This window comes from Roseateles sp., assembly GCF_052436255.1.
Classification (GTDB): Bacteria; Pseudomonadota; Gammaproteobacteria; order Burkholderiales; family Burkholderiaceae_C; genus Pelomonas.
In genome coordinates this window covers 1-24,353 of the sequence record NZ_JBQVNP010000032.1, presented here as the reverse complement: position 1 = coordinate 24,353, position 24,353 = coordinate 1, and the positions used below count along the sequence as shown (strand labels likewise).

General features: G+C 68.8%; 28 protein-coding genes and 1 riboswitch. Of the genes, 12 read left to right on the top strand and 16 right to left on the bottom strand.

Annotated features, from left to right (window positions below; translation table 11 throughout):
• Positions 1–71 precede the first annotated feature (71 nt).
• From ACT6S0_RS09980 to ACT6S0_RS09955, 6 genes are all read left to right on the top strand, one after another.
• Positions 72–1,616 carry a helicase HerA-like domain-containing protein gene (locus ACT6S0_RS09980; RefSeq protein ID WP_444763751.1) on the top strand — a complete coding sequence of 515 codons (1,545 nt, stop codon included), beginning with the start codon at positions 72–74 and terminating at the stop codon, positions 1,614–1,616.
• A gap of 80 nt (positions 1,617–1,696) precedes the next feature.
• The gene (locus ACT6S0_RS09975; protein WP_444763750.1) at positions 1,697–2,773 is read left to right on the top strand and encodes a sensor histidine kinase; all 1,077 of its coding nucleotides are present in this window, start codon (positions 1,697–1,699) and stop codon (positions 2,771–2,773) included.
• The gene (locus ACT6S0_RS09970) at positions 2,764–3,543 is read left to right on the top strand and encodes a LytR/AlgR family response regulator transcription factor (protein WP_444763749.1); all 780 of its coding nucleotides are present in this window, start codon (positions 2,764–2,766) and stop codon (positions 3,541–3,543) included. Before ACT6S0_RS09975 ends, ACT6S0_RS09970 begins: the two co-directional genes overlap by 10 nt.
• Before the next feature lie 50 nt (positions 3,544–3,593).
• On the top strand, positions 3,594–3,848 hold the full coding sequence (locus ACT6S0_RS09965; protein WP_444763748.1) for a hypothetical protein: 255 nt from the start codon (positions 3,594–3,596) through the stop codon (positions 3,846–3,848).
• A 10-nt stretch (positions 3,849–3,858) separates the two neighbouring features.
• Positions 3,859–4,674 carry a hypothetical protein gene (locus ACT6S0_RS09960; RefSeq protein ID WP_444763747.1) on the top strand — a complete coding sequence of 272 codons (816 nt, stop codon included), beginning with the start codon at positions 3,859–3,861 and terminating at the stop codon, positions 4,672–4,674.
• A gap of 55 nt (positions 4,675–4,729) precedes the next feature.
• Positions 4,730–6,496 (top strand): glutamine--tRNA ligase/YqeY domain fusion protein, encoded by a 1,767-nt coding sequence (locus ACT6S0_RS09955; protein ID WP_444763746.1) that lies wholly within the window; start codon positions 4,730–4,732, stop codon positions 6,494–6,496.
• A 20-nt stretch (positions 6,497–6,516) separates the two neighbouring features.
• On the opposite strand, the gene ACT6S0_RS09950 is transcribed toward ACT6S0_RS09955, so the two are convergent.
• The 3 genes from ACT6S0_RS09950 to dbpA form a co-directional block, all read right to left on the bottom strand.
• Entirely contained in the window at positions 6,517–6,744 is a 228-nt protein-coding gene (locus ACT6S0_RS09950) for a hypothetical protein (protein ID WP_444763745.1), read from the bottom strand.
• 137 nt (positions 6,745–6,881) lie between these two features.
• Positions 6,882–7,754, bottom strand: coding sequence for a hypothetical protein (locus ACT6S0_RS09945; protein ID WP_444763744.1), 873 nt, complete (start codon positions 7,752–7,754; stop codon positions 6,882–6,884).
• 122 nt (positions 7,755–7,876) lie between these two features.
• Positions 7,877–9,277, bottom strand: coding sequence for an ATP-dependent RNA helicase DbpA (gene dbpA, locus ACT6S0_RS09940; RefSeq protein ID WP_444763743.1), 1,401 nt, complete (start codon positions 9,275–9,277; stop codon positions 7,877–7,879).
• 128 nt (positions 9,278–9,405) lie between these two features.
• On the opposite strand from dbpA, the gene ACT6S0_RS09935 reads away from it, so the two are divergent.
• On the top strand, positions 9,406–9,915 hold the full coding sequence (locus ACT6S0_RS09935; RefSeq protein ID WP_444763742.1) for a hypothetical protein: 510 nt from the start codon (positions 9,406–9,408) through the stop codon (positions 9,913–9,915).
• A 13-nt stretch (positions 9,916–9,928) separates the two neighbouring features.
• Here the strand turns inward: ACT6S0_RS09935 and ACT6S0_RS09930 are convergent, their stop codons facing one another.
• The 6 genes from ACT6S0_RS09930 to ACT6S0_RS09905 form a co-directional block, all read right to left on the bottom strand.
• On the bottom strand, positions 9,929–10,525 hold the full coding sequence (locus tag ACT6S0_RS09930; RefSeq protein WP_444763741.1) for a hypothetical protein: 597 nt from the start codon (positions 10,523–10,525) through the stop codon (positions 9,929–9,931).
• 14 nt (positions 10,526–10,539) lie between these two features.
• Positions 10,540–11,688 (bottom strand): M48 family metalloprotease, encoded by a 1,149-nt coding sequence (locus ACT6S0_RS09925; RefSeq protein WP_444763740.1) that lies wholly within the window; start codon positions 11,686–11,688, stop codon positions 10,540–10,542.
• A gap of 28 nt (positions 11,689–11,716) precedes the next feature.
• Positions 11,717–12,418 carry a hypothetical protein gene (locus tag ACT6S0_RS09920; protein ID WP_444763739.1) on the bottom strand — a complete coding sequence of 234 codons (702 nt, stop codon included), beginning with the start codon at positions 12,416–12,418 and terminating at the stop codon, positions 11,717–11,719.
• A 94-nt stretch (positions 12,419–12,512) separates the two neighbouring features.
• Positions 12,513–12,857, bottom strand: a complete 345-nt coding sequence (locus tag ACT6S0_RS09915) for a translation initiation factor Sui1 (RefSeq protein ID WP_444763738.1) — start codon at positions 12,855–12,857, stop codon at positions 12,513–12,515.
• On the bottom strand, positions 12,854–15,067 hold the full coding sequence (locus ACT6S0_RS09910; protein ID WP_444763737.1) for an alpha/beta fold hydrolase: 2,214 nt from the start codon (positions 15,065–15,067) through the stop codon (positions 12,854–12,856). Before ACT6S0_RS09910 ends, ACT6S0_RS09915 begins: the two co-directional genes overlap by 4 nt.
• A 25-nt stretch (positions 15,068–15,092) precedes the next feature.
• Entirely contained in the window at positions 15,093–15,485 is a 393-nt protein-coding gene (locus tag ACT6S0_RS09905; protein ID WP_444763736.1) for a rhodanese-like domain-containing protein, read from the bottom strand.
• A 64-nt stretch (positions 15,486–15,549) separates the two neighbouring features.
• Between ACT6S0_RS09905 and ftrA the strand changes: the two genes are divergently transcribed.
• Entirely contained in the window at positions 15,550–16,536 is a 987-nt protein-coding gene (ftrA, locus tag ACT6S0_RS09900; RefSeq protein ID WP_444763735.1) for a transcriptional regulator FtrA, read from the top strand.
• A gap of 84 nt (positions 16,537–16,620) precedes the next feature.
• Positions 16,621–17,280, top strand: coding sequence for a peroxiredoxin (locus ACT6S0_RS09895; RefSeq protein WP_444763734.1), 660 nt, complete (start codon positions 16,621–16,623; stop codon positions 17,278–17,280).
• Between the two features lie 161 nt (positions 17,281–17,441).
• Here the strand turns inward: ACT6S0_RS09895 and ACT6S0_RS09890 are convergent, their stop codons facing one another.
• From ACT6S0_RS09890 to ACT6S0_RS09880, 3 genes are read right to left on the bottom strand one after another with little or no spacing between them, the layout of a single operon-like run.
• Entirely contained in the window at positions 17,442–18,368 is a 927-nt protein-coding gene (locus ACT6S0_RS09890; protein WP_444763733.1) for a tRNA dihydrouridine synthase, read from the bottom strand.
• Entirely contained in the window at positions 18,365–18,859 is a 495-nt protein-coding gene (locus ACT6S0_RS09885; RefSeq protein ID WP_444763732.1) for a M48 metallopeptidase family protein, read from the bottom strand. The genes ACT6S0_RS09890 and ACT6S0_RS09885 overlap by 4 nt, the downstream gene beginning before the upstream one ends.
• Before the next feature lie 51 nt (positions 18,860–18,910).
• Positions 18,911–19,399: a 6,7-dimethyl-8-ribityllumazine synthase gene (locus ACT6S0_RS09880; protein WP_444763731.1), complete on the bottom strand. Its 489-nt coding sequence runs from the start codon at positions 19,397–19,399 to the stop codon at positions 18,911–18,913.
• A gap of 243 nt (positions 19,400–19,642) precedes the next feature.
• Positions 19,643–19,796: riboswitch (FMN riboswitch) on the bottom strand.
• 55 nt (positions 19,797–19,851) lie between these two features.
• Here ACT6S0_RS09880 and ACT6S0_RS09875 point away from each other — a divergent pair.
• A complete protein-coding gene (locus ACT6S0_RS09875; protein ID WP_444763730.1) occupies positions 19,852–20,130 on the top strand; it encodes a 2Fe-2S iron-sulfur cluster-binding protein in 279 nt (92 codons plus the stop codon).
• Here ACT6S0_RS09875 and ACT6S0_RS09870 read toward each other — a convergent pair.
• Positions 20,114–21,826, bottom strand: coding sequence for a serine hydrolase domain-containing protein (locus ACT6S0_RS09870; RefSeq protein WP_444763729.1), 1,713 nt, complete (start codon positions 21,824–21,826; stop codon positions 20,114–20,116). The two genes, ACT6S0_RS09875 and ACT6S0_RS09870, sit on opposite strands and share 17 nt — an antisense overlap.
• Positions 21,827–21,914: 88 nt before the next feature.
• Here ACT6S0_RS09870 and ACT6S0_RS09865 point away from each other — a divergent pair, with 88 nt between their 5' ends.
• Together ACT6S0_RS09865 and ACT6S0_RS09860 are read left to right on the top strand one after the other, a co-directional pair.
• Positions 21,915–22,505, top strand: coding sequence for a lysophospholipid acyltransferase family protein (locus ACT6S0_RS09865; RefSeq protein WP_444763728.1), 591 nt, complete (start codon positions 21,915–21,917; stop codon positions 22,503–22,505).
• Entirely contained in the window at positions 22,502–22,744 is a 243-nt protein-coding gene (locus tag ACT6S0_RS09860) for a VF530 family protein (protein ID WP_444763727.1), read from the top strand. The genes ACT6S0_RS09865 and ACT6S0_RS09860 overlap by 4 nt, the downstream gene beginning before the upstream one ends.
• Positions 22,745–22,749: 5 nt before the next feature.
• Here the strand turns inward: ACT6S0_RS09860 and minE are convergent, their stop codons facing one another.
• The 3 genes from minE to minC all read right to left on the bottom strand — a co-directional run.
• Entirely contained in the window at positions 22,750–23,013 is a 264-nt protein-coding gene (gene minE / locus ACT6S0_RS09855) for a cell division topological specificity factor MinE (RefSeq protein ID WP_444763726.1), read from the bottom strand.
• A 13-nt stretch (positions 23,014–23,026) separates the two neighbouring features.
• Positions 23,027–23,842: a septum site-determining protein MinD gene (minD, locus tag ACT6S0_RS09850; RefSeq protein WP_444763725.1), complete on the bottom strand. Its 816-nt coding sequence runs from the start codon at positions 23,840–23,842 to the stop codon at positions 23,027–23,029.
• 34 nt (positions 23,843–23,876) lie between these two features.
• Positions 23,877–24,353, bottom strand: a 477-nt coding sequence (gene minC / locus ACT6S0_RS09845) for a septum site-determining protein MinC (protein ID WP_444763724.1), incomplete at its 5' end; no start/stop codon positions are given.

Below are 24,353 nucleotides of genomic sequence, written 5' to 3'. Positions count from 1 at the left end.
TGGCTCCTGGAGGCGGCATCGAAGGCCGCCTGATTTATCGTTGGCAAGCTCGCGATTTTAGAGGACGCACCATGACCGACCCGATCCTGCTGGCCCGCCATGGCGACATCGAGTGCCTGCTGCTGCCGGCCCTGGCCAATCGCCACGGGCTGATCACCGGCGCCACCGGCACCGGCAAGACCATCAGCCTGCAGAAGCTCGCCGAGAGTTTTTCGAGGCTCGGCGTGCCCGTCTTCATGGCCGACGTGAAGGGCGACCTGACCGGCATCAGCCAGGCCGGCAACCCCGGCGAGAAGCTGCTGGCGACCCTGAAGGACCGCGGCATAGACGCGCCCGAGAAGCTGGCCTGCCCGACGACGCTGTGGGATGTCTTCGGCGAGCAAGGCCACCCGGTACGCGCCACCGTGTCCGACATGGGCCCGCTGCTGCTGGCCCGCATGCTGGCGCTCAACGAGACCCAGGCTGGTGTTTTGCAGATGGTCTTCAAGATCGCCGACGACCACGGCCTGCTGCTGCTGGACCTGAAGGACCTGCGCGCCATGCTGCAGCACGTGGGCGACAACGCGAGTCAGTTCACCACCCAGTACGGCAATGTGTCGGCCGCCAGCGTCGGCGCCATCCAGCGCGGCCTGCTGCAGATCGAGGCCCAGGGTGGCGACAAATTCTTCGGCGAGCCCATGCTCAACATCGCCGACTTCATGCAGGTGGACGGCGGCGCCGGCATCATCAACATCCTGGCCGCCGACAAGCTGATGAACGCGCCGCGTCTGTACGCGACCTTCCTGCTGTGGATGCTGTCCGAGCTGTTCGAGACCCTGCCCGAGGTGGGCGACCTCGACAAGCCCAAGCTGGTGTTCTTCTTCGACGAGGCTCACCTGCTGTTCAAGGACGCGCCTGACGCCCTGGTCGAGCGCATCGAACTGGTCGTGCGCCTGGTGCGCTCCAAGGGCGTGGGGGTCTATTTCGTCACTCAGAACCCGTTGGACATCCCCGACGCGGTGCTCGGCCAGCTCGGCAATCGCGTGCAGCATGCGCTGCGAGCCTTCACGCCGCGCGATCAGAAGGCCGTCAAGAGCGCGGCCGACACGATGCGCGCCAAGCCCGGGCTGGACATCGCCACGGCGATCACGGAACTTGCCGTGGGCGAGGCGCTGGTGAGCCTGCTCGACGAAAAGGGCCGTCCCAGCGTCACCGAGCGCGTCTTCGTGCTGCCGCCGGGCAGCCAGATCGGCCCCATCACGCCGGCCCAGCGCCAGGCCTTGCTGGCCAACTCCTTGGTTGCAGGCGTCTACGAAAAGCTGCTGGATCGCGAATCAGCCTATGAGCGGCTGGCTGCCCAGCACGCTGGCCCGGCGGGTGGCGGCTTGGCGGCCGAAGGCGGCGCCGTGTTCAAGGGCGGCCCAGCCGCACCCGCCCCGGCGCAGGCAGGCGGCGGCATGCTGGGCGGCCTCAAGGACGTGCTGTTCGGCACCACCGGCCCACGCGGTGGCCGCCATCCCGGGCTGGCCGAGAAGGCAGCGCAGTCGGCCGTGCGCAGCATCGGCTCGGCCGTCGGCCGCGAGATCATCCGCGGCGTGCTTGGCAGCATCCTGGGTGGCGGCAGCCGCCGGCGCTGACGGCATGCCTTCCGCACCCTGCCTGCCCCGCTCGTCGCAGGCGGCTGGCGCCGATGCAGGGTCGGCGCGATGCTGATCGCATGACCTCTGCCCCTTCCCGCCGCGACTGGCCGACCTATGTCGGCGGCACCGTCGCCATCTGCCTGGTGGTGGGCCTGCTGAACTACGTCATGCGCGGCGGGAAGTTCTGGCACGGCATGCTGTATTCGTTCACGGTGGGCGTGCAGATTTCGACCTACATCTCGCTGCTGATGTACGGGCTGGCCGCCTTGCTGCGGCAACGCCAAGGAGACTCGCCGGCGTTGCGCCATGGCTGGGTGGGCTGGGGCTGGATGCTGCCCTGCATCCTGATCGGCTCGCTGGCCGGCTACAGCGGCGGGCTTTGGCTGGGCGACCTCATCAGCGGCGGCCGCTCGCTGCAGCCCTGGCATGTCGCCGACCGGCGCGTCGCGCTGTCGATCAGCTTCACGCTGCTGGTCTCGGTGGTTGCCACGTGGTTCTTCTTTTCGCTGTTCAAGCTCAACTCGGCCCGCATCGAGCGCGCCGAGGCTGAGCGGCAAGCGGCCGAAGCCCGGCTGACACTGCTGCAGAGCCAGCTCGAACCCCATATGCTGTTCAACACGCTGGCCCACCTGCGCGTGCTGATCAAGCTCCGGCCCGACGAGGCACAGCGCATGCTGGACCAGCTGATCGCCTACCTGCGCGCCACGCTGCAGGCCAGCCGCGCGACCGAGCATCCGCTGTCCGACGAGTTCGAGCGCCTGTCCGACTACCTCGCGCTGATGCAGCTGCGCATGGGCGAGCGGCTGCGCGTGAAGCTGGACCTGCCGGCCGAACTGGGCGCCATCGCCATCCCGCCGCTGCTGCTGCAGCCACTGGTGGAGAACGCCATCAAGCATGGGCTGGAGCCGCATGTGGACGGTGGCGAGCTGCGCGTCAGCGCCGCCCGCGACGACGGCCACCTGGTGCTCGAAGTGGCCGACAGCGGAGCGGGCCTGGCCACGCCCGGCGAGCTGGCTGGCGTGGGCACGGGATTCGGTCTGGCGCAGGTGCGTGAACGGCTGGCCCACCGCTATGGCGACGCCGCCCGCTTCGAGCTCAAACCGCAGACCCAAGGCGGCAGCATTGCCCGCATCGAGATCACCGTATGGAAGTGACCGCCCTCATCGCTGAAGACGAGCCCCTGCTGGCCGAGAACCTGCGCGCCGAGCTGGCGACCGCCTGGCCCGAACTGCAGGTCACCGCTCAGGCCGGCAGCGGCACGGCCGCCGTAGAACTGGCCTTGCTGCACCGGCCCCAGGTCTGTTTCCTCGATATCCGCATGCCCGGCATGACCGGGCTGGAAGCCGCCCAGGCCATCAGCGAGGACTGGCCCGACGTTGCCGGCGCCCTGCCGCTGTTCGTCTTCGTGACAGCCTATGACCAGTACGCGCTGCAGGCCTTCGACGCGGCAGCGGCCGACTACCTGCTCAAGCCCGTCACGCCGGAGCGCCTGGCGCAGAGCGTCTCGCGGCTGCAGGCGCGCCTGGCCCAGCCGGCTGCGGCGGCCGCGACGCTGGCCTCGCTGCAGGAATTGCTCACGCGGGCGATGACGCCCGTCGCGCGGCTGCGCCACCTGCAGGCCGCCGTCGGCGACGCCATCGAACTGGTGCCGATGGACGACATCGTCTACCTGGAGGCCGCCGACAAATACGTGCGCGCCGTGACGGCCGAGCGCGACTACTGGGTGCGGGTGTCGCTGCGCGAGCTGCTGCCGCAGCTGGACACCGAGCGCTTCTGGCAGGTGCATCGGTCCACCGTCGTGCAGATCGACGCCGTCGCCCGCGCGCTGCGCCAGGAGAACGGCACCGTGCTGCTGGAGCTGCGCCGCCGCCCGGAAAAGCTGACGGTGAGTCGCGTGCACGCAAATCGTTTCAAAGCCCTGTAGCGCACGATAGAAGCGGGGCGATGGGAACCGTATAAACGGTTTTCATCGTTATGGCCCACACCCGCAAAACCGCCCCCGAAAAGCGCCAGAAGCTCGTGCGCGACGGCTTCACCATGCCGGAGGCCGACTACGCCCTGCTGGCCGAGCTCAAGCACCGCCTGCACGCGGTGAAGCGCGAGGCCAGGAAGAGCGAGCTGTTGCGCGCCGGCCTGCAGGCACTTGCCTTGCTGGACGCCGAATCCCTGGCGGCGGCGCTGGACCGGCTGGAGCCGGTCAAGACCGGGCGGCCGCGCAAATCGGCCTGAGGAGAACACGATGGTGGACGCAACCTCATGGTGGCAGCTGCTCTGCACCATCGCCGGCCTCAACCTGATCCTCTGGACGGCGTCGACCGCCTGGCTGCACCGCAACCGACCGGATGGCACGACCTGGCCCCACCAGCGCCTGCAGCTGCTGCTGTCGGCCCTCTATGTGCTCGGCTGCGGCTACCGCTCTTTGCTGCCGGTGTTCGACGTGCCGCGTGTCGTGATGGTCGACTCGTGGGCGTCCAGCGTGCTGGTCGGCCGCACGGTGGCCACGATTGCCGAGCTGAGCTTTGCCACGCAATGGGCGCTGCTGCTGCGCGCCGCGGCGCAGTCCACCGGACAGCGCTTCAGCCTGTGCGTGGCCTGGGCGGTGGTGCCGTTGATCGCCGTCGCCGAGGTCCACTCCTGGTACGCGGTGCTGACCACGCGCAACATCGGGCATGTCATCGAGGAAATCCTCTGGGGCACGGCCGCCGTGCTCACCGTCGTCGCCCTGGCGGGCATGTGGCCGCAGGCCAGCGCCCGCGGACGGCGCTGGCTGGGCTTCACCATCGCCGCCGGCATGATCTACGCCGCCTACATGTTCTTCATCGACGTGCCCATGTACTGGGCGCGCTGGGTGGCCGACGAGGCGACCAACAAGGCCTACACCAGCGTTGCCGCCGGCGTGGCGGACGCTGCCAGCCGCTGGCATGTCTCGCACGAGTGGTCACACTGGCGCAGCGAGGTGGTGTGGATGACGCTGTACTTCAGCGTCGCGGTGTGGATCAGCATTGCGCTGGCCCATGTGCGTCTGCCGCTGCGGCGGGGCCCGTCCGCTCCGTAAAATCGCGCATGTTGGCCGGGCCCTGTGGCCCGGTTCTGTTTTTTCGAAGCCCCCCATGAGCCAGCCCGCCTCCGCCGCACCTGCCACCAATTTCCTGCGCCAGCGCATCGAGAGCGACCTGGAGACGGGCGCCTTTGCCGGCCGCCATTTCGCCGGCACGCCCGGCGACGCCGCCCACCACGCCGCCGGCCCGCTGGACGAGGCACGCATCCGCACGCGTTTCCCGCCCGAGCCGAATGGCTATCTGCACATCGGCCACGCCAAGAGCATCTGCCTGAACTTCGGCCTGGCGCGCGACTTCGGCGGCGCCTGCCACCTGCGCTTCGACGACACCAACCCCGAGAAGGAGGAGCTGGAGTACGTCAACGCCATCAAGGAGATGGTGCAGTGGCTGGGCTGGAGCTGGGGCGACAACCTCTTTGAGGCCAGCAGCTATTTCGACTTCATGTACGCCGCCGCGGAAGCCTTGGTCAACGCCGGTCACGCCTATGTCGACGAGCAGAGCGCCGAGGACATGCGCGCCAACCGCGGCGACTTCGGCCGCCCCGGTGTCGACAGCCCCTTCCGCAGCCGCACGCCCGCCGAGAACCTGGCCCGCTTTCGCGAGATGCGCGACGGCAAGCATCCTGACGGCGCGATGGTGCTGCGCGCCAAGATCGACATGGCCTCGCCCAACATCAACCTGCGCGACCCGACGCTCTACCGCATCAAGCATGCGGAGCATCACGCCACCGGCAACAAGTGGTGCATCTATCCGATGTACACCTATGCCCACCCCATCGAGGACGCGCTCGAGCGCATCACACACAGCATCTGCACGCTGGAGTTCGAGGACCAGCGGCCCTTCTACGACTGGCTGCTCGGGCAGCTTGCCGACCTCGGCCTGCTCGCGCGCCCGCTGCCGCAGCAGATCGAGTTCGGTCGCCTGAACCTGAATTACGTCGTCACCAGCAAGCGCAAGTTGCGCCAGCTGGTGGAAGAGGGTCATGTCAGCGGCTGGGACGACCCGCGCATGCCCACGCTGGTGGGTCTGCGCCGCCGCGGCTTCACGCCGGCCAGCGTGCGCGCCATGGTCGAGGCCACGGGTGCGAGCAAGCAGAACGCCTGGATCGACGACACCGTGCTCGACCAGGCCCTGCGCGCCGACCTGGAGCCGCAGGCACCGCGCGCCTTCGCGGTGCTGCAGCCGCTCAAGCTCAAGCTGACGAACTACGCCGAAGTCTTCGGGTCCACCGGGCACCGCGAGCCCTGCGAGACGCCCGCTCACCCGCACAAGCCGGAACTCGGCGTGCGTCAGTTCTCGCTCGGTCCCGAGCTGTGGATCGAGGCCGAGGACTTTGTCGAGCTGCCACCCAAGGGCTACTTCAGGCTGTTCCCGGGCAACAAGGTGCGTCTGAAGGCCGGCTACATCATCGAATGCACCGGCGCCGAGAAGGATGCCGCCGGCAACATCACCGCCGCGCTGGCCACCATCATTGCCGACACCAAGAGCGGCACGCCGGGTGCCGACGCCGTCAAGGTCAAGGGCACCATCGGCTGGGTCGGCGCGCACGAGGCGGTCGCCGCCGAGGTGCGCCTGTACGAGCGCCTGTTCGCCGAGCCCCAGCCCGATGCCGGCGGCCGCGACTTCATCGAGTTCCTCAACCCCAACTCGCTGCGCGTCGTGCACGGCTTCGTCGAGCCCTCACTGGCCGGCGCCGCCGCCGACCAGCGCTGGCAGTTCGAGCGGCATGGCTACTTCGTCACCGACCGTGTCGACCACCGCGCCGACAAGCCGGTATTCAACAAGATCACCGGGCTGAAGGACGGCTTCTCGAAGTAGGCGGCGGGCGCCGCGCGCGGTCAGTGGTCCTGCGCACCACCGCAGCGCAGCACGATGGGCGTGGCGTATTCGCGGCCGACGACGGCGCGGGCGAACAGGTAGTTTTGCCGCGCCCGGTCGCTCAACGAATCCATCCTGACGCCGCCACGCGAGTCGCAAGGAAAGGCGAGCGCGCGGCCGGCCTGGAACAGGGATTCGAACCTCAGCTCGTAGTCGTCGCTCATCAGGGGCATGGGGCGTGAGTTCATGGGGCACCTCGTCTTGCTTGAAGACTAGGCGCCAGCTCCCGTCGCTGCGCGTGAAAAGGTCGCGGCCACGGCCCCCCGCCCCCTCGCTTGACTGCCCAGGCGCCAAGATGTCACACCGGGGCGGTTGCCCCTGACAGCTAACGCAGTGTGCGCAGCAAGTCGATCTGGAAGGGCCGGTCATTCATCTCGACGATGGCCGGGCTTGGCACGCTCAGCGTCATCAACCGGCGTTGCGAGAGGTTCAGCATTGCCAGTGAAGGCTGCAGGTGCTGGCGAAGCAAGGCCTGTAGCGAGCCGTCGGCAAAAGCCAGGCGCAGGCCACGGGTGATGCGCTCGACGGCGACATGGTTGCCGGGGTGGGTGTAGATGTATTGCGGCAGGTCGTAGGCAAGCAGCAGGCTGTCGTCCAGCGCCAGTCCCTTGTCGCCCATCAGGCCGAGATGGGCCTGCACCTCCTGGCCCACTTCCAGCACGCTGCGGCAAAACAGGTCGGCGCGGCCCAGGGCCACCATCTGAAACAGCGCCTCGTAGGTGTTCACCTCGGCAACCGTGAAGCCGTTGGTGCGCAGGATGTCGGCGTCGGCCCAGCCGCGGCCCTGCACATGGCGCAGCCGCGCCACTGCACTCAGTGTGCCGGCCTCGCGCACCAGGGCTCGCTGAGGCGCGTGCACGAAGCAGACGCGGTAGCGGTTCACGCCGAGATGGATAGGGAACAGCACAGGCACCAGGCCGGCGGCACGCCCGGCCTCCGGGCCGGTGACGACCAGGAAGTTGGGCGCCGCCTGCTGCGCGGCCTCCAGCAGCGCGCGCCGCTTGTTCATGGACGCCGACAGTTGCAGCCGGTAAGGGCCGTCGCTGGCGCGGGTCTTGTCGAGCGCGAGCTGCACCGCGTCGCGGACGTAGGCATTGCGCAGGTCGGTCTCGCTGTCCGGTGCGCGCAGCGTCAGTGTCAGCTCCTGCGCGCGTGCCGGCCCGGCCATCACGGCCATCACGGCCAGCAAGGCAGGCATTCCTTTGAGCAGGTAGCGTCTGTGCATAGGGAGCAAGACCGGGGAGCGAGGGTTCAATGTAGCCCTGCCGCGCAGCCTCGGGAATACTCGACTCTCCCTAGGTTCCGCGTTAGGTTTCGACCTCAGTCCGCGAGGTCGGCCAGCCGTCTGACCTTGACCTTGCGGCCCTTGAGCCTGCCCGCCGAAAGCCGCCGCACGGCCTCGGCGGCGATGTCGCGCTGCACCGCAACATAACTGTGGAAGTCCGTGACATTGATCTTGCCGATCTGCGCGCCGGCAAAGCCGGCCTCGCCGGTCAGCGCACCGAGGATGTCGCCGGGGCGGATCTTCTCCTTGCGCCCGCCGAGGATCTGCAGCGTGTCCATGGCCGGCAGCAGCGGACCGCCCGGGGCGTCGGTCAAGTCGGCCAGCGGCTGCCACTTGAACTCCTCGCCTTGCAGCAGCTCGATGCGCCCGATGCGGCCCATCTCGTCCAGGCTGGCCAGGCTCAGCGCCAGGCCTTCGGCCCCGGCGCGGCCGGTGCGGCCGATGCGGTGCACATGCTGCTCGACGTCGGCGCTGATGTCGACATTGATGACGCAGGCCAGGTTGGCGATATCCAGGCCGCGCGCCGCGACGTCGGTGGCCACCAGCACGGTGGCGCTGCGGTTGGCGAACTGGATCAGCACCTGGTCGCGGTCGCGCTGCTCCAGGTCGCCGTGCAGGGCCAGCGCGATGAAGCCCTGGCCGGCCAGCACGGCCTCCAGGTCGCGGCATTGCTGTTTGGTGTTGCAGAAGGCGATGGCCGACTCCGGGCGGAAGGCGCGCAGCAGGCGCGGCACGGCGTCCAGCCGCTGGTCCTCGGTCACCTCGAAGGCGATCTGCCGGATGGTGGACGCCGCAGCGCTCGTCGAGCCGGCGACCTTCACGGTCTGCGGCTCGCGCATGAACTTGGCGGCGATCTCTCCCACGCCCTCGGGGAAGGTGGCCGAGAACAACAGCGTTTGACGCTTGGCCGGCGCGCGCCTGGCAATCGCCTTAATGTCGTCCAGGAAGCCCATGTCCAGCATGCGGTCGGCCTCGTCCAGCACCAGGGTGTTCAGCCCGCTCAGGTCCAGCGTGTCGCGCTCCAGGTGGTCTATCAGGCGGCCCGGCGTGCCCACCGCGATGTGGGCGCCGAAGGACAGGCTCTCGATCTGCGGCTTCATCGGGCTGCCGCCGCACAGCGCCAGCACCTTGATGTTGTCGGCCGCGCGGGCCAGGCGGCGTATCTCCTGCGTGACCTGGTCGGCCAGCTCGCGCGTTGGGCACAGCACCAGGGCCTGCACGCGCGATTGAGCGGTGTCCAGGCGGTGCAGCAGCGCAATGGCGAAGGCGGCCGTCTTGCCGGAGCCGGTCTGCGCCTCACCGATGACGTCACGGCCGGCGAGCGCCAGCGGCAGGCTGGCCGCCTGGATGGGCGTCATCTGCGCATAGCCAAGCTGGTCGAGGTTGGCCAGCATGGCGGGGCTCAGCGGCAGGGTAGAGAAAGCGATATCGGTCATACGTGGATTGTCGAGGCTGTGACTTGCTGCGCAGTTCCGCGCCCCGGCGCCTGCAAGCTTGCAATTGCTGACATCTCACCGATAACGACTCAATAGCATGCCATTCGCCTTGTCCGCCAGCGCACCGGATGCCCACCGCCACGCCCTCCTCCACACCGTCCGACCCTGCCCCGCACCGCCTGCTCAGCGGCGCAGGGGGCGGTGGCCGCGAAGGCTCGCGCACCGGCACGGTGACGCAGGCGACGACCTTCACGGCCACCGTGCCGCACCAGCGCCCCCAGGTGCACCCCGTCGCACCCGTCGCAGCGGAGGCAACGCAGGGCGTACCGCGCTGGGCGAAGGGCGTGGTCATCGGCGGCATATTGCTGGCCGTGGGCATGCCGGCGTCGGTGCTGATGTCGCGCTCCATGCTCGTGCAGTCGGCGTTGATGGCGGAGAGCAGTTCCAAGGCCGCCATGGTCTGCACTGGCGGCGAGGGCCGCGCCATCGACGGCTCCAGCCTCACGGGCTGGCTGTTCGGCGGCTCCTACTTCAGCTGCGGCGACTGGGAAACGCGCGAGGCGCGCCAGCAGCGGGAGCGCGAGCTGGCCCACAACGCCTATATGGCACGCCAGAAGGCACGCCAGATGGGACAGTAGGCCCGGCGGCGGATCAGCCGCGCAGGCTCACGCTTTTGATCAGGTTCTCGACGCGCGGCTGATAGCGCGGGAAGAAGACCAGGCGCGGTGCGCTGTAGCTGACGAGGAAGAGCTCGCCGTCGCGGACACGGCCATAGGCGACGCCCTTGAGCGGCACTTCGTCGACCTTGCGCACGCTCGAATACTCGAAGCGGAAACCGGCGCCACCGAGGAACTGGGCCGGCTCGAGCTTGTCCAGCGTGAAGCTGGAGCCGTCCTGGGTCTGCAGTGACTGGAACATCGCGACGATGTCCGCCGTCTGCATCGAAGCCTTGAAGACCAGCGGCTGGCGGCCCTTGGGCGGGTTGTTCGGGCCGAAGTTCTGACCGTCCTTGATGTCGGTGTAGAAGCGCAGCGCGTCGATGGTGATGCCTTCCATCGTCCAGGTCGGCACGCCCGCGGTCAGGCCGCCGCCAAACTGGTTCCAGGCCGCGTCGACCTGGACGGCCAGCCGCTTGCCGATGACGACCTCGCCGACCTCCACGCGGCTGACGGGCGCCGCGCAGGCGGCCAGCAGCAGGCTCAGGGCCAGCGCGGCGACGCGGCCGCGGATAGGGGTGGATGGTTGCATGGTCTTCTTCCTCCTCACAGCAGGCTCTTGATCAACGCCGCATCGGGCGCGGCGGGTGCTTTCTCGATGTAGCGCGCGAAGGCCTCGCGCGAGCGCTCGGACTGGTTGCGGCCAAGGTGCAGGTAACCCAGCGAGCGGTGCGTCTCCGCTGGCTCGACGCCCAGCGCCACGGCGCGCTCCAAGTCTGCCAGCGCCAGATCCAGGTCATCGGCGCTGCCGCGCAGCCGGCGCGCCTCGCCGCGGGCGTACAGCAGGTCGGCGCGCCCGGGCTCCCGGCCGATCAGCCGGTCCATCAGCGCCAGCGTCTCGCCGGTCTGGCCGCGCTTGAGTTCGTCGTCCAGCATGCGCGCCTGCAACCCGGCGAGCACACGGCGGTGCTCCTCCTCGCCCAGGTGGCCGCCTGCGTCGCTCAAGGCCAGCTCGCGCAAAACCACGGCGCGCTCGACCGAGCCGGGATGCGAGGCGAACAGCGGGCTGCGCTCGCTCGGGTCGCCGCCATGTGCAGCCACCAGTTCCAGGCGCAGGTTCTCCCACACCTTGGCGGCCTCGCGCGTGTCGTAGCCGGCCTGGCGCATCAGCGTGACGCTGATCTGGTCGGCCTGGCGCTCCTGGTCGCGCGAGAAGCCGAAGGCGCCGGCCAGCGTGACGAGCTGACCCACCAGGCCGACCAGGCCGAACATGCCGAGGAACATGCCAAAGGCCGAGCGCGACTTGGCGTCGCGCAGCCGCTCCAGCGTGTGGCGCTGCAGGTAGTGGCCGATCTCATGGCCGATGACGGCCGCCAGCTGCGCCTCGTTGTCCACGCGCAGCAGCAACCCGGTCCAGACCTGCATCATGCCGTTGGGCGCCATGCTGGCATTGAAGAAAGGGGTGCGCACCGGGTAGACGCGCATGTCGGCTGCGTGCGCGGGCGCGAGCCTGGCCACCATGTCCTGCAGGTACTTCTGCAGGGCGGCGTCGCGCAGCATGAACGGACTGCGGCGCAGGCGCGTCTCCTCGCGATCCATCAGCGCCCACAAGCCACCTTCGTCGGTGGACACATCCGGGCGCTCGAAGCGCTGCGGCGCGGCCCAGCTCTGGCCCTGGGCGCGCGCGGCGGCCGGGCCCAGCAGGCTGGACAGCGCCAGGCAATGCGCGCAGCCGATCAGCGCGCGGCGCTTCATGCGGCCGCTCCAGCGCGGCGAAGGGGGCTCATCGGGGCTTTGGGAAGCCGGTCAGCAGCACGTCGATGGATTCGGCGGCTTCCTTGGGTTCGCGCAGGTCGCCGGTGGCGCGTGCGAGCTGGTTGAACCACAGCACCCGGCCGCTGTTCAGGTCGACCAGCGAGGCGTAGCCCACCTGCGCGCCGCCGGTGATGCCAACGCCCAGCAGGGCCAGGCCCACCATGGCGAGCTTGCGCTCGGCGCTGGCATAGCTGTCGCGGACCCAGATGAAGAGGCCGTAGTCCGCGCCGCTCCTGGCCTTCAGGTCGTGCAGCGCGTCGTCGAAGCTCCAGTCCAGCTTGCCGCCCTTGGTCGGCAGCGCCCAGGCGCCGCCCGTCGAGTGGTGCAGCGCGATGGAGCGGGCGACGGCCGCGTGCAGGGCCATCGGTTCGGCGAACTCGTCGGCGGCGCGGTCGTCCATGACCTCGGTGGTCAGGCCCAGGCTGCGGGTGCGCTGCACCAGTTCGGCTTTCATGTGCTGCTGGGCGTTGGTCGTCCAGTCCGCCTTGGGCTCGTTCACGCCACCGGCCGACATCGAGTACAGCTCGACGTCCACGGGCATCAGCACGAGGCGGGCCGCCTTTGGCAGGCCTTGGAAGGCCGGCGCGAGGTTGCGTTCCGCAGCGGAAGCGCCCAGCGAGGCACTGCAGATCAGCACGCTGGCGAGCAGCGCGCGCAATGTTGCCGTCATCTTCTTCTCTCCCTTCGATTTATCGGGCGGCAATGTACCCGCCGAGCCGGCTGCCGGCCCTCCAGGTTTTCACGGGCGTCCGCTCAGGGGCAGCCTAACCACCGGCGCGCTTGACCGTCCAGCCCTCGGGCCGCGCCTTCAGCCAGGCCAGCAGCTTGTCGAGATGGTCGCCCTGGATCTCGACGACGCCGTCCTTGACCGTACCGCCGCTACCGCACAGCGCCTTGAGCTGCTTGGCGCACGCAGCCAGCGCCGCGTCGTCCAGCGGCAGGCCCCTGATGACAGTGACGCCCTTGCCCTTGCGGCCGGCCGTCTCGCGGCTGATGCGCACGCTGCCGTCGCCCGCTGGGCGCGCCTTGGCCTTGCAAGTGCACTGCGCGACCGCCTGGCCGCAGCCGGGGCAGACGCGACCCAGCTCGGTGGAATAGACGAGGCTCATGGCACGGGCTTCAGGTGCCGCTCGAAGAAGACATCCATCGTGCGATACAGGTGCAGCCGCGCCGCACGGCCGGCGATGCCATGCGCCTTGCCGGGGTAGATCTGCAGGTCGAAGGTCTTGCCGGCGTTCTGCAGCGCCTCCACCAGGCGCAGCGTGTGCTCGAACAACACGTTGTCGTCGGCCGTGCCGTGCACCAGCAGCAGGGGTTTGCTGAGCAGGTTGGCGCGGGTGGTGAGGTTGGCGCGGGCATAGGCGGCCGCCTTGCCACCCTCGGGCATGCCGAGATAACGCTCCGTGTAAGCAGTGTCATAGAGCGTCCAGTCCGTCACCGGCGCGATGGCCACGGCCGCGGCGAAGGGCGTGTCGGCGTCCAGCATGGCGCGCGCGCCCAGGTAGCCGCCATAGCTCCAGCCGAAGAAGCCGATGCGCGCCGGATCCACGCTGCTCACGCGGCCGGGCAGCTGGCGCACGGCTGCGAACAGGTCGGCCACTTCGACCTGACCGAAGGCGCGGTGGTGGGCGCGCGTGAAGGCACGGTCGCGATGCTCCATGCCGCGCACATCCAGCGTCAGCACGCCATAACCGCGTTGCTGCCAGTAGGCGATCAACGGCATGTCGCGGCCCCAGCCCCAGTGCACGGTGGAGGCACCCGGGCCGCCATAGGCCAGCACGATGACGGGATGCTTGCCGTCGCGCTTGGGCTGCGGCGCGAAGAAGAAGGCGTTCAGCGGCGTGTGGCCGTCGCCCGCCGTCAGGTCCAGCGCCAACGGCGTGTTGGCATAGGCCATCAGCTCGGCGGCAGGCGCATCGCCCGCCAGCGCGATGACGCCGCCACCCCCGAGGCTGCGCAGTTCCAGCTGCGGCGGCTGGCCCCAGGCGGAGCGGGTGATGAGCAGGTGGCTGCAGCCGACATCCGCCTTGGCGTCGCGCTTGTGGCGTGCGGCCGCGCCGGGCAGGGCCTGCGCGTTGCCGCCGGCCAGCGGCACGAGATACAACTCCTGGCCCTTGCCGCGGTCGGTCGCGGCGGTGAAGACGACGCCACGCTCGCCGACGCAAACCGACTGCGCCACCGGCTCGGGCATATGCGTGAGCGGCGTGCGCCTGCCGCTGGCGCGGTCGATCAGCAGGAGTTGACGGCGGCCCGTGGCCTCGCTGGACCAGAGCAGGCCGCGCGGCGTCTCGAACAGGTCATCATGCACCTCGACCCAGGCGGGGTCGGTCTCGACGGTGATGTCGCGCGGCGCCGTGGCCGCCTTGAATTCCGTCAACGTGAGCCGCGTCTGGTCGCGCGTGAACCACTGCAGCCAGGGCGTACCGTCGGCAAACCAGCCAGCGCGGCTGACGTACTCGGCCGTCGCCGGCAACGGCAGTGCGCGGCGCTCGCCCGTCACCGCGTCGATGACGAAGGCCGCGACCTTGGCGTTCGCCTCACCGGCTGCGGGGTAGCGCTGCTCGGTCATCGCCGTGCGGTCGGCAAAGATCTGCGCGCGGGTCTTGACGGCCACCCCGGATTCGTCGACGCGCAAGGCCAGCAGCGCCTTGCCGTCCCTGCTCCACCAGTAGCCGCGCTGCCGCCCCAGCTCCTCGGCGGCGATGAAATCGGCCAGGCCCCAGGAGACGATGTCGCTGCCGTCGGTCGTCAGCTGGCGCGGCTGGGCGCCGCCCGCAAGCGGCATCACGAAGAGGTTGCCGCCCTGCACATAGGCCAGGCTCCTGCCGTCTGGCGCGCAGCGCGGGTCGCGCTTGGGCGCATCGGGCGTATCGGTCAAGCGCGTCGCCTGTGCACCGCTGGCGCCAAGGCGCACCAGGTAAAGGTCGCCCGACAGCGGGAAGAGCAGCGCGCTGTCGCCGGCGCCACACCACTGGTAGCCGGTGATGCCCCGCTGCGTGATGCGTTGGCGCTCCAGCGCCATCTTCTCGGCCTCGCTGAGCTGCTGGTCGGCGCTGCCGAGCAGGTCGGCTGCCGCCACCAGCTTGCGCGGCGCGCCGCCGGCGGCGGGTTGGGCCCACAGCTCCAGCACTTCGCTGTCGGTGGCGGACGGGCGCAGGAAACTGACCCATTGGCCGCCGGGCGAAATCTCCGCCTGGCGCGGCAGGCGGCCGGCGAGCGGCGGGTCGGCGGTGATGCGTTCCAGGCTGAGCGCTGCGGTCTGGGCCAGGGCGGCGCTTGTGACGCAGGCGGCGGCCAACAGGGTCATGAGGATCTTCATCGCGACATGCTAGCCGCGCCGCCGCTCAGCCCGTTGCCAGCGCGAAGCCCTCGTCCAGCCAGCCGGTGATGCCACCGGCCATGATCTTCACCGGCCGGCCCAGCCGCGCCAGCCGCAGCGCGCCGCGCGCGGCGCCGTTGCAATGCGGGCCGGCGCAGTAGGTGACGAACAGCGTGTCCATCGGCCAGGCGGTGAGCTTGCTCTGGACCAGCTTGCCGTGCGGGAAGTGGATGGCGCCCGGCACATGGCCGCGGGCGAACAGCTCGGCCGAGCGAACGTCCAGCAGCACGAAGTCGGGCGTGCCGGCGAGCGCGTCGTGCACGTCCCAGCAGTCGGTCTCGAAGCTGAACTCGGCGGCGAAATGGGCCTCGGCTTGGGCCGGCGGGGCGGCGGGAACGGCGGCGACGTGAGAGGGCATGGCGGGCTCCGCTGGAAAGATGGGCCATGGTCGCCTTGCCGGGCCCGGGCCACAATTGGCTGAAATGACCAAGACCACCAAGATCACGCCAAACGTGGCAACCCCAGGGCCGCTTGTCGTGGCGCCGGTCTACGACGGCCTGTGCACCTTCGAATTCGCCATCGCCGCCGAAATCTTCGGCCTGGCGCGGCCCGAGATGGGGCCGGGCTGGTACCGCTTCGCCAGTGCCGCCATCGAGCCCGGTCCGTTGCGTGCGCACGGCGGGCTGACCGTCACGAGCGATGGCGGTATCGAGCTGCTCGACAAGGCCGACCTCATCGTCATGGCCGGCTGGAAGTGCGCCGACGTGCCGGTGCCCGACGCGTTGGCAGGACGGCTACGCCGGGCCTGGCAGCGCGGCGCACGCCTGGCGTCGATCTGCTCGGGCGCATTCGTGCTGGCCGCCACCGGCCTGCTGGACGGCCGGCGCGCCGCCACGCACTGGCGCTATGCCGAGCTGCTGCGCGCGCGCCACCCGGCCATCGATGTGGACGCCAGCGTGCTCTACGTCGAGGAGGACCGCGTCTTCACCTCGGCCGGCAGCGCAGCGGGGATCGATCTGATGCTGCACCTGGTGCGCAGTGATTTCGGCGTGGCGGCGGCCAACAGCGTCGCGCGCCGCCTCGTCATGCCGGCCCACCGGGGCGGCGGGCAGGCGCAGTTCATCGAACGGCCGGTGCCGCGCGACCACGGCAACCGGCTCGCCGGCCTGATGGCGCAGATGCGCGCCGACCTCGGCGCGCCTTGGACGCTGGCGCGCATGGCCGCCGCCAGCGCGACGAGCCCGCGCACGCTGCTGCGCCGCTTCACCGAGGCGACCGGGCAGAGCCCGGGCGACTGGCTGACCGCCGAACGTGTGGCCGAGGCACAGCGGCTGCTGGAGGCCAGCGCGCTGACGGTGGAGGCGGTCGCGGCGCAGGCTGGCTTCGGCAGTGTCCAGGCGCTGCGCCACCATTTCCAGGCCCGCCTGGGGCTGGCGCCGCGGGCCTACCGGGCCACGTTCGGCGCATAGGCGTTTTCCGAACAAGCTCATGCGCAACATGGGCTTGCCGCCTTCCTATCATTCACCTCCCCACCATCCCCAGGAGAGCGAGCCATGTCCCTGCGCATCAACGACATCGCCCCCGACTTCATCGCCCAGACGACGCAAGGCGAAATCAAGTTCCACGACTGGATCGGCGACAGCTGGGCCGTGCTGTTCTCCCACCCCAAGGACTTCACGCCGGTGTGCACGACCGAGTTGGGCTACATGGCCAAGATCGAGCCCGAATTCACCAAGCGCGGCGCCAAGCTGATCGGCCTGTCGGTGGACCCGGTCGACAACCACCACCGCTGGGCGGCCGACATCGAGGAGACCCAGGGCCACCTGCCCAAATACCCCATGATCGGCGACCACGACCTCAACGTCGCCAAGCTCTACAACATGCTGCCGGCCGAGATTGAGGGCACGTCCGAGGGCCGCACGGCTGCGACGAATGCCACCGTGCGCTCGGTCTTCATCGTCGGGCCGGACAAGCGCATCAAGCTGATGCTGACCTACCCGATGACGACGGGCCGCAACTTCGACGAGATCCTGCGCGTGCTGGACAGCATGCAGCTGACCGCCAGGCACAAGGTGGCCACGCCGGTGAACTGGAAGCAGGGCGACGACGTGATCATCGCGGGCTCGGTCTCCGACGAGGACGCCAAGGCGTTGTTCCCCGGCGGCTGGAAGGCGCCCAAGCCCTATCTGCGCATTACCAAGCAACCGGGCTGACCTGGATGAGCGAGGCCTTGTAGGCCCCACGCCTGCAAGTCGAGCGGCCGTGGCTGATCGCACCATGGCCGCGCGCGACGCACCGGACATCGCGTTGCTGTGGTCCGTCCTGGACCCGACGCCCGAGGGGCGCGGCAAAACTGGTCTCCGAAGCTGCAGTACTAGGCCAACAAGCGGCGTGCCAGTTCGTCCGGATCGTTGACCGTGCGCAGCTCGGCATAGGCGGCCTGCGCCTGCGGGTAGGCGCGCTTCAGGTAGTGCAGCCATTGCTTGAGCCGACCGCCCTGGTGCTTGGCGGCGACATGGCCGCGGACCTGATCGAAGAAGACCATCATCAGCGGCAACAGCTCGGCCCACGGCACCGACTCAGCCCGTTGGCCGGCGACGCGCAGCGCCAGGCCCGGGTCGGCCACCATGCCGCGGCCCAGCATCAGGTGCTCGCAACCGCTGCGCTCGCGGGCCAGCTCGGCATGTTCGACGGTCCAGATCTCGCCGTTGGCAATGATGGTGATGGGCACCGCTTCGCGCACGGCGGCGATGCGCTCCCAGTAGGCCGGCGGCCTGTAGCCATCGGCCTTGGTGCGGGCATGCACGACGATCTCCTGGGCGCCGGCCGCATGAATGGCGCGGGCGACGTCCAGCGTCTTGCTGTCGTCCATGTAGCCCAGGCGCATCTTGGCCGACACCATCACGCCAGCAGGCACCGCGCGACGCACGGCGGAGACGATTGCGTGGATCAGCTCGGGCTCGTCGAGCAGTACGGCGCCGCCGCGGTGGCGGTTGACGCACTTGGCCGGGCAGCCGAAGTTGAGGTCGATGCCTTCGGGCTCCAGCTCGGCCAGGCGCGCCGCGTTCTCGGCCAGGCAGGTCACGTCGGAGCCGAGCAGCTGCGGGTGCACCGGCACGCCAGCCGCCGTCCGGCCGCCGCTCTTCAGCTCCGGCACGATGCGCGTGAAAACGCGGCTGGGCAACAACTGGTCGGTCACGCGGATGAACTCGGACACGCAGCGGTCCACGCCCCCGACCCGCGTCAGCACGTCGCGCAGGATGTGGTCGAGCAGGCCTTCCATCGGGGCCAGCAGAATCATTGGGACTGCTCCAGCTGCATCAAGTAGAGCCGCAGATCGAACTCCAGCTGGAAATAGTCCGGCTCCATGTGCTGGCAGAGCTTGTAGAAGGGCTTGTTGTGCTCCAGCTCGCGCAGATGCGCCAGCTCGTGCACGACGATCATGCGCAGCAGCGCGGCGGGCGCTTGCTTGAATAGCGCGGCGACGCGGATCTCGCGGCGCATCTTCAGCTTGGCGCCCTGCACTTGCGTGCGGCGGGTATGCGTGCCCAGCGCCTGCTGCAGCACGCGCAGCTTGGCGTCGTAGCCGACGAAGTTCAACGGCTCGGCATTGCGCAGGTGGCGGGCCTTCAGCGCCTGCACATAGTCGAACAGCGCGCCGTCGCTGCGCACCTCATGGCGCTCGGGCAGGCGGCGGGCGATGTGGTCGGCCAGGCGCCCGTCCAGGCGCAGCTGTTCGGCCTGGGCAATCAGTTCGGGCGGATAACCGGCAAGGTAGCGGGCGGCAAGCATGCAGTGGGGAATGAGGCGCAGCGCATTTGGGTGCGCTGCGCGAACAGCAGGTCAGACAGCCTGCGCTTTGATCTGGTCCAAGCTCGCTATTGTCGCGAGGCAGGCACGCGCCACCTCGACGCCCTTGGTGGAGAAATGCTCGGCGAAGAAGCGCTTGTGCTCGCCATGCTCATGGAAGTGGTGCGGCGTCAGCACGGCGGAGAACACCGGCACGTCGGTGTCCAGCTGCACCTGCATCAGCGCGCTGATGACGGCTTGGGCGACGAAGTCGTGCCGGTAGATGCCGCCATCGACGACGAGGCCGCAGGCGATGACGGCGTCGAAGCGGCCCGTGAGCGCGAGGCGCTTGGCATGCAGCGGGATCTCGAAGGCGCCGGGCACGTCGACGACGGTGACCTGCTCGGCAGGGATTCGACATCGGCCGAACTCGTGTCGGATGGCCGAGACGGCAACGCCAACGATGTCCTTGTGCCAGCTGGCGGCCAGGATGGCCACGCGTGGCAGGCGGGTCAGATTGAAGCTGGGGAGGGTCTGATTCATGGTGTCCTCTTGAAAGACGGTTTTCCTGAATCAGGGCAAGCGCACGCAGCAGCGGCCCTCTCCGCTCACACGGAAAGCGCCGGGAAACGCCGGCCGGGTCCCGGGCGAGGCGGCGCGCCCTGGTTTGGGATGAACTGCAAGGCGCAAACCGGAGCCATAGCCATCCATGGCGAGGGTTTGCAACGCTGCAGCGCCCAAAGCAGGGATGCGCAGCCCGCAAGGGACTCGTTCGGCGTTTTCGCCACGCGATCTCTTTCATCCGGACTGTGACCGTCGGCCCTGGCATCGCACCAGGTCTGCTGACCCTCCACCGCGCAGCGGCGAAGGCGCTCGCGGGCTCGCGCTCTTTCGGGCGCATACCGCCGGTGGGGAATTCCGCCCCGCCCTGAGAACGCTGCTGACCTTGCGGGTCAGCGCGCGCATGCTAACGGCGGGGCGGCATGATGCCGGTCATGTCCGAGACATTCCTGGTGACGCTGCAGCCCGGCGGCGAGACCTTTTCCGCCGCGCCCGACCAGACGCTGCTGCTGGCCGGCCTGGCCGCTGGCGTCAAGCTGCCCTGGTCCTGCCGCGCGGGCACTTGCCGCAGCTGCATCTCGCGCGTCGTCGAAGGGCGCATCGAGCACCGCATACCCTGGCCGGGGCTGTCGGCCGAGGAGAAGGCCGACGGCTTCGTCCTGCCCTGCGTCGCCGAGGCGCGCAGCGATGTGACGATCACTTGCGGGGCATGACCAGCCTCTTGCCGGCCTGGAGCAGCGTCACCGATGCGGCCTGAGCTTCTTCGGCACTGAAGTCGAGCTTGGCATCGACTTCGGGCACATGGAGCTGACGCGGTGTGCGCGCCCGCAGCGCGAATGAAGGCTGCCCTGGCGCCTGACCACGCAGCACGCCCTTTTCGTCGACGAAGACCTTGATGGCGAACTGCGGGGCGCTGTAGTCCCCCAGCAATGGCTGTATCTGCGCCGGACTGAGCGTGAGGTAGGCGCTCTCGGCGGCCAGCTCGCCGCTGCGCGTCCAGCGCTCGCCGTCGCTGTCGCCGTTGTTGAAGACAGTCAGCGCCGCTGCCTTGCCGTCGGCACCGCGCTCGACCCGCAGCTCGCTCAGCGAGTCGGGGAAGGCGAAGCGGTCCATGCCCAGCGGAATCAGCGCCGCCATACCGCTGCCGCTGCGCTGGCTCAGCAAGACGCCATCCTGCACGCGCAGCGTCCGGGTTGCCTTGTCCTCACGGGTGTAGACACCCTCGGCGCCCTTGAGCTGCTCCGCCGGCACGGCCACCGGCTTCTGATCGGCAAAGGGCGCGCCGATGGCGAAGGCCGCGAGCTTGCGCGCCATCAAGCCAGTTGCGAACCCGGGGGCGTCGCTGTTGCGCAGGATGGCGACGGTGACCTGGCTGGCCGGCAGATAGCTCAGCGACGACGAGAAGCCGTTGATGCCACCGTCGTGCGTGAGCACCCTCTGGTCGCGCAGCCTGTCCGTGCCGATGCCGAACCCGTAGTGGCGCGGCTTGGCCGGGCCTTCGGGCGCGGTCATGCGGTCGTAGCTGGCCTGGCTGATCAGCTTGCCGCCGTGCAGCGCCTGGTTCCAGCGCCACAGGCCCTCGGTGTTGCCGATCAGCGCGCCGGCCGCGTGGGGCTGGGTCATGCTGAGGAAGCCAGCCGGCGCGACCTCGCGCTGGCCGTTGAGCGTGTAGCCCTGGGCCAGGCCTTTGAAAAGCTTGTCGCCCGCCTGGTAGTGGACGGTGCCGATCTGTGCCGGCTTGAGCAGGGCGTCGTCCAGCGCCTGGTGCCAGCTCTTGCCCGAGATGGCCTCGACGACGGCGCCGAGCAGCACATAGCCGGAGTTGTTGTAGGCCCATTTCTCGCCGGGCGCGAAGTCCACCGGCAGGTCCTTGAACTCGCCGATCAGCTCCGCCGTGCTCAGGTCACGGCGGATCTGGTTGCGCATGTAGCCGGAGATGCCGGTATAGCTCTTCACGCCCGAGGTGTGGTTGAGCAACTGCAGCAGCGTGATCTTGCTGCCGTTGGGATAGTCGGGCAGGTACTTCGACAGCGGATCGTCGAAGCTGCACTTGCCCTCGTCGATCAGCTTGAGCAGCGTGGCGGCGGCGAACTGCTTGGTGACCGAGCCGACGCGCATCAGCTGGTCGGGCTGCATCGGCACGCCGAGCTCGATGCTGGCCATGCCACGCGCGCCCTTGTACAGCAGCTGGTCGCCGCGCGCGACCAGCACCGTCAGGCCGGGACCGTCGCGGTTGAGCTTCTGCTCGTCCAGCAGCTTGTCGGCATAGGCCGCCATCGCGGCGGGCGTGGCCGGCTGGCCAGCATGGGTCGCGCCAATCAACAGGGCGAGGACTGGCAGCAGGACGGTGACCGGGATGTTTGGATTGCGCATGCTCTGTGGGCCGGTGGGTTGCAAACGCCGCAGCATCGCCGAGTCCTTGCGCCAAGACAAACCGGGCTGCGACAGGCTGCACGATGCGAGGACCGAACCGCATCAGCCTCGGATAATCCAGGTCATGCATCGCACCATCTTCACGACCCCGGGGGTCAGTACCTTGTTGCGGCGCCTGTCAATCGCCTGGCTGAAGCTGGCCGGCTGGACGGTCCAGGGCGAGTTGCTGCCGCAGGCGCGCAAAAGCGTCTTCATCGCCGCGCCGCACACCAGCAACTGGGACCTGCCCTACACCCTGTTCGCCGCCTTCGCGCTGCGGCTGACGCCCTACTGGATAGGCAAGGACTCGATCTTCCGCTTCCCGTTCGGCGGGCTGATGCGCTGGCTGGGCGGCATCCCGGTGGACCGCAGCAAGTCCAACAACCTGGTTGAAGCTTCTGCGGCGGCACTGCGGGCTGCCGACGGCCCGGTCCAGCTCATCGTGCCGCCCGAGGGCACGCGCAGCAAGACCATCTACTGGAAGACCGGCTTCTACTGGATCGCCGTCACGGCGGAGCTGCCCATCGTCATGGCCTATATGGACTACCCACGCAAGCTCGTCGGTCTCGGCCCGATCTTCCGACCGACCGGCGACGTCGATGCCGACATGACCGAGATCAAGCGCTACTACGCCCAGTACAAGGGCAAGAACTCAGACCAGTTCACGCACGAATGAACACGACGACCACGTCCAAGGACCCACTGCACGGCCTCACGCTGGAAGCCATCGTGACCGCGCTGGTCGAGCATTTCGGCTGGGCCGAACTGGGCCAGCGCATCGAGATCAAGTGCTTTCGCATCGACCCGAGCGTGGCGTCCAGCCTGAAGTTCCTGCGCAAGACGCCGTGGGCGCGCGCGAAGGTGGAGAGCCTTTACCTCTTCATGCGGCGCGAGCAGGCTCGCACCGCGCGGTAGGCGCGTTAGCGGCCGCCGGTCTCGGGAAGTTCAATCTTGACTTCCAGGACCTCCAGGTCGCCCTGGCGTTCCATGTGCACCTTGATGTCGTCGGGGTTGATCGACACGTACTTGCTGATCACGGCCACCAGCTCGCGCTGCAGCTGTGGCAGGTAGTCGGGGCTGGAGCTGCGGCCATTGCGCTCGTGCGCCAGGATGAGCTGCAGGCGCTCCTTGGCGACGCTGGCCGAGCTCTTCTTTTCACCGAGGAAGAAGTTCAGGAATCCCATTGCATGGTCTCCTTCACTTGCCGCCGAAGACGCGCTTGAACCAGCTCGGCTTGACGGCCTCGGTGAAGCGCATCGGCTTGTCTTCGCCCAGAAAGCGCGCAACGACGTCTTTGTAGGCCTCGGCCACATCGGTCTCGGCCAGGTGGATGGCCGGCGTGCCCTGGTTGGACGCTTGCAGCACGCTCTCGCTCTCGGGGATGACGCCGATCAGCGGCGTGCGCAGAATCTCGTGGATGTCGTCCAGGCTGAGCATCTGGCCGCCTTCGACGCGGTTGGGGTTGTAGCGTGTGATGAGCAGGTGCTCCTTCACGGGCTCGCCGCCCTCGATGGCGCGCTTGGTCTTGCTGCTCAGCATGCCCAGGATGCGGTCGCTGTCGCGCACCGACGAGACCTCGGGGTTGGTGACCACCAGCGCCTCGTCGGCGTAGTGCATGGCCATCAGCGCGCCGGTCTCGATACCGGCCGGCGAGTCGCAGACGATGTAGTCGAACTCCATCGCCTTGAGCTCGTTGAGCACGCGCTCCACGCCTTCCTGCTTGAGCGCATCCTTGTCCCGCGTCTGCGAGGCGGCCAGGATGTAGAGCTTGTCGAGCTGCTTGTCCTTGATCAGCGCCTGCGTCAGCTTGATCTCGTCGTTGACGACATTGATCAGGTCGTAGACGACGCGGCGCTCGACACCCATGATGAGGTCCAGGTTGCGCAGGCCGACGTCGAAATCGATGACGCAGGTCTTCAGGCCGCGCATTGCGAGCCCCGTGGCGAAGCTCGCGCTGGTGGTGGTCTTGCCGACCCCGCCCTTGCCGGAGGTGACGACGACGATCTTGGTCATCTGGAGCTTTCCTGTTCGTTCAACTCAATCGGATTCAGAAAGCGAGCGGCTGCATCAGCAGCTTCTCGCCTTCCAGAAAGACCTGGGCCGGCTTGCCCGCCACATCGGCCGGCAGCGGGTTCTCGGTCGTGCGGTAGATGCCCGCAATCGACAGCAGCTCCGCCTCCAGGCTCTGGGCATAGATGCGTGCCGAGGTATCACCGCGCGCCCCGGCAATGGCCTTGCCGCGCAGCGGCGCGTAGACATGCACGCTGCCATCGGCAATGACTTCGGCGCCATGGTTGACCAGGGCCAGCACGACCAGGTCGCCGCCCTTGGCATAGATGCGCTGGCCGGAGCGCAGCGGCTTGTCGACGATCAAGGTCGGCACGGCCGCGGCTGGCCTTTCGACGATCTTCTCGACGACGACTTCGCGCACAACTTCGCGCAGGGTTTCGGCGGGCGCCGGGGCGGCGCGCTCTGCGGCCGGCTCGTCCGCCGCATCGGCCAGGCCCAGCTCATGGGCCAGGGC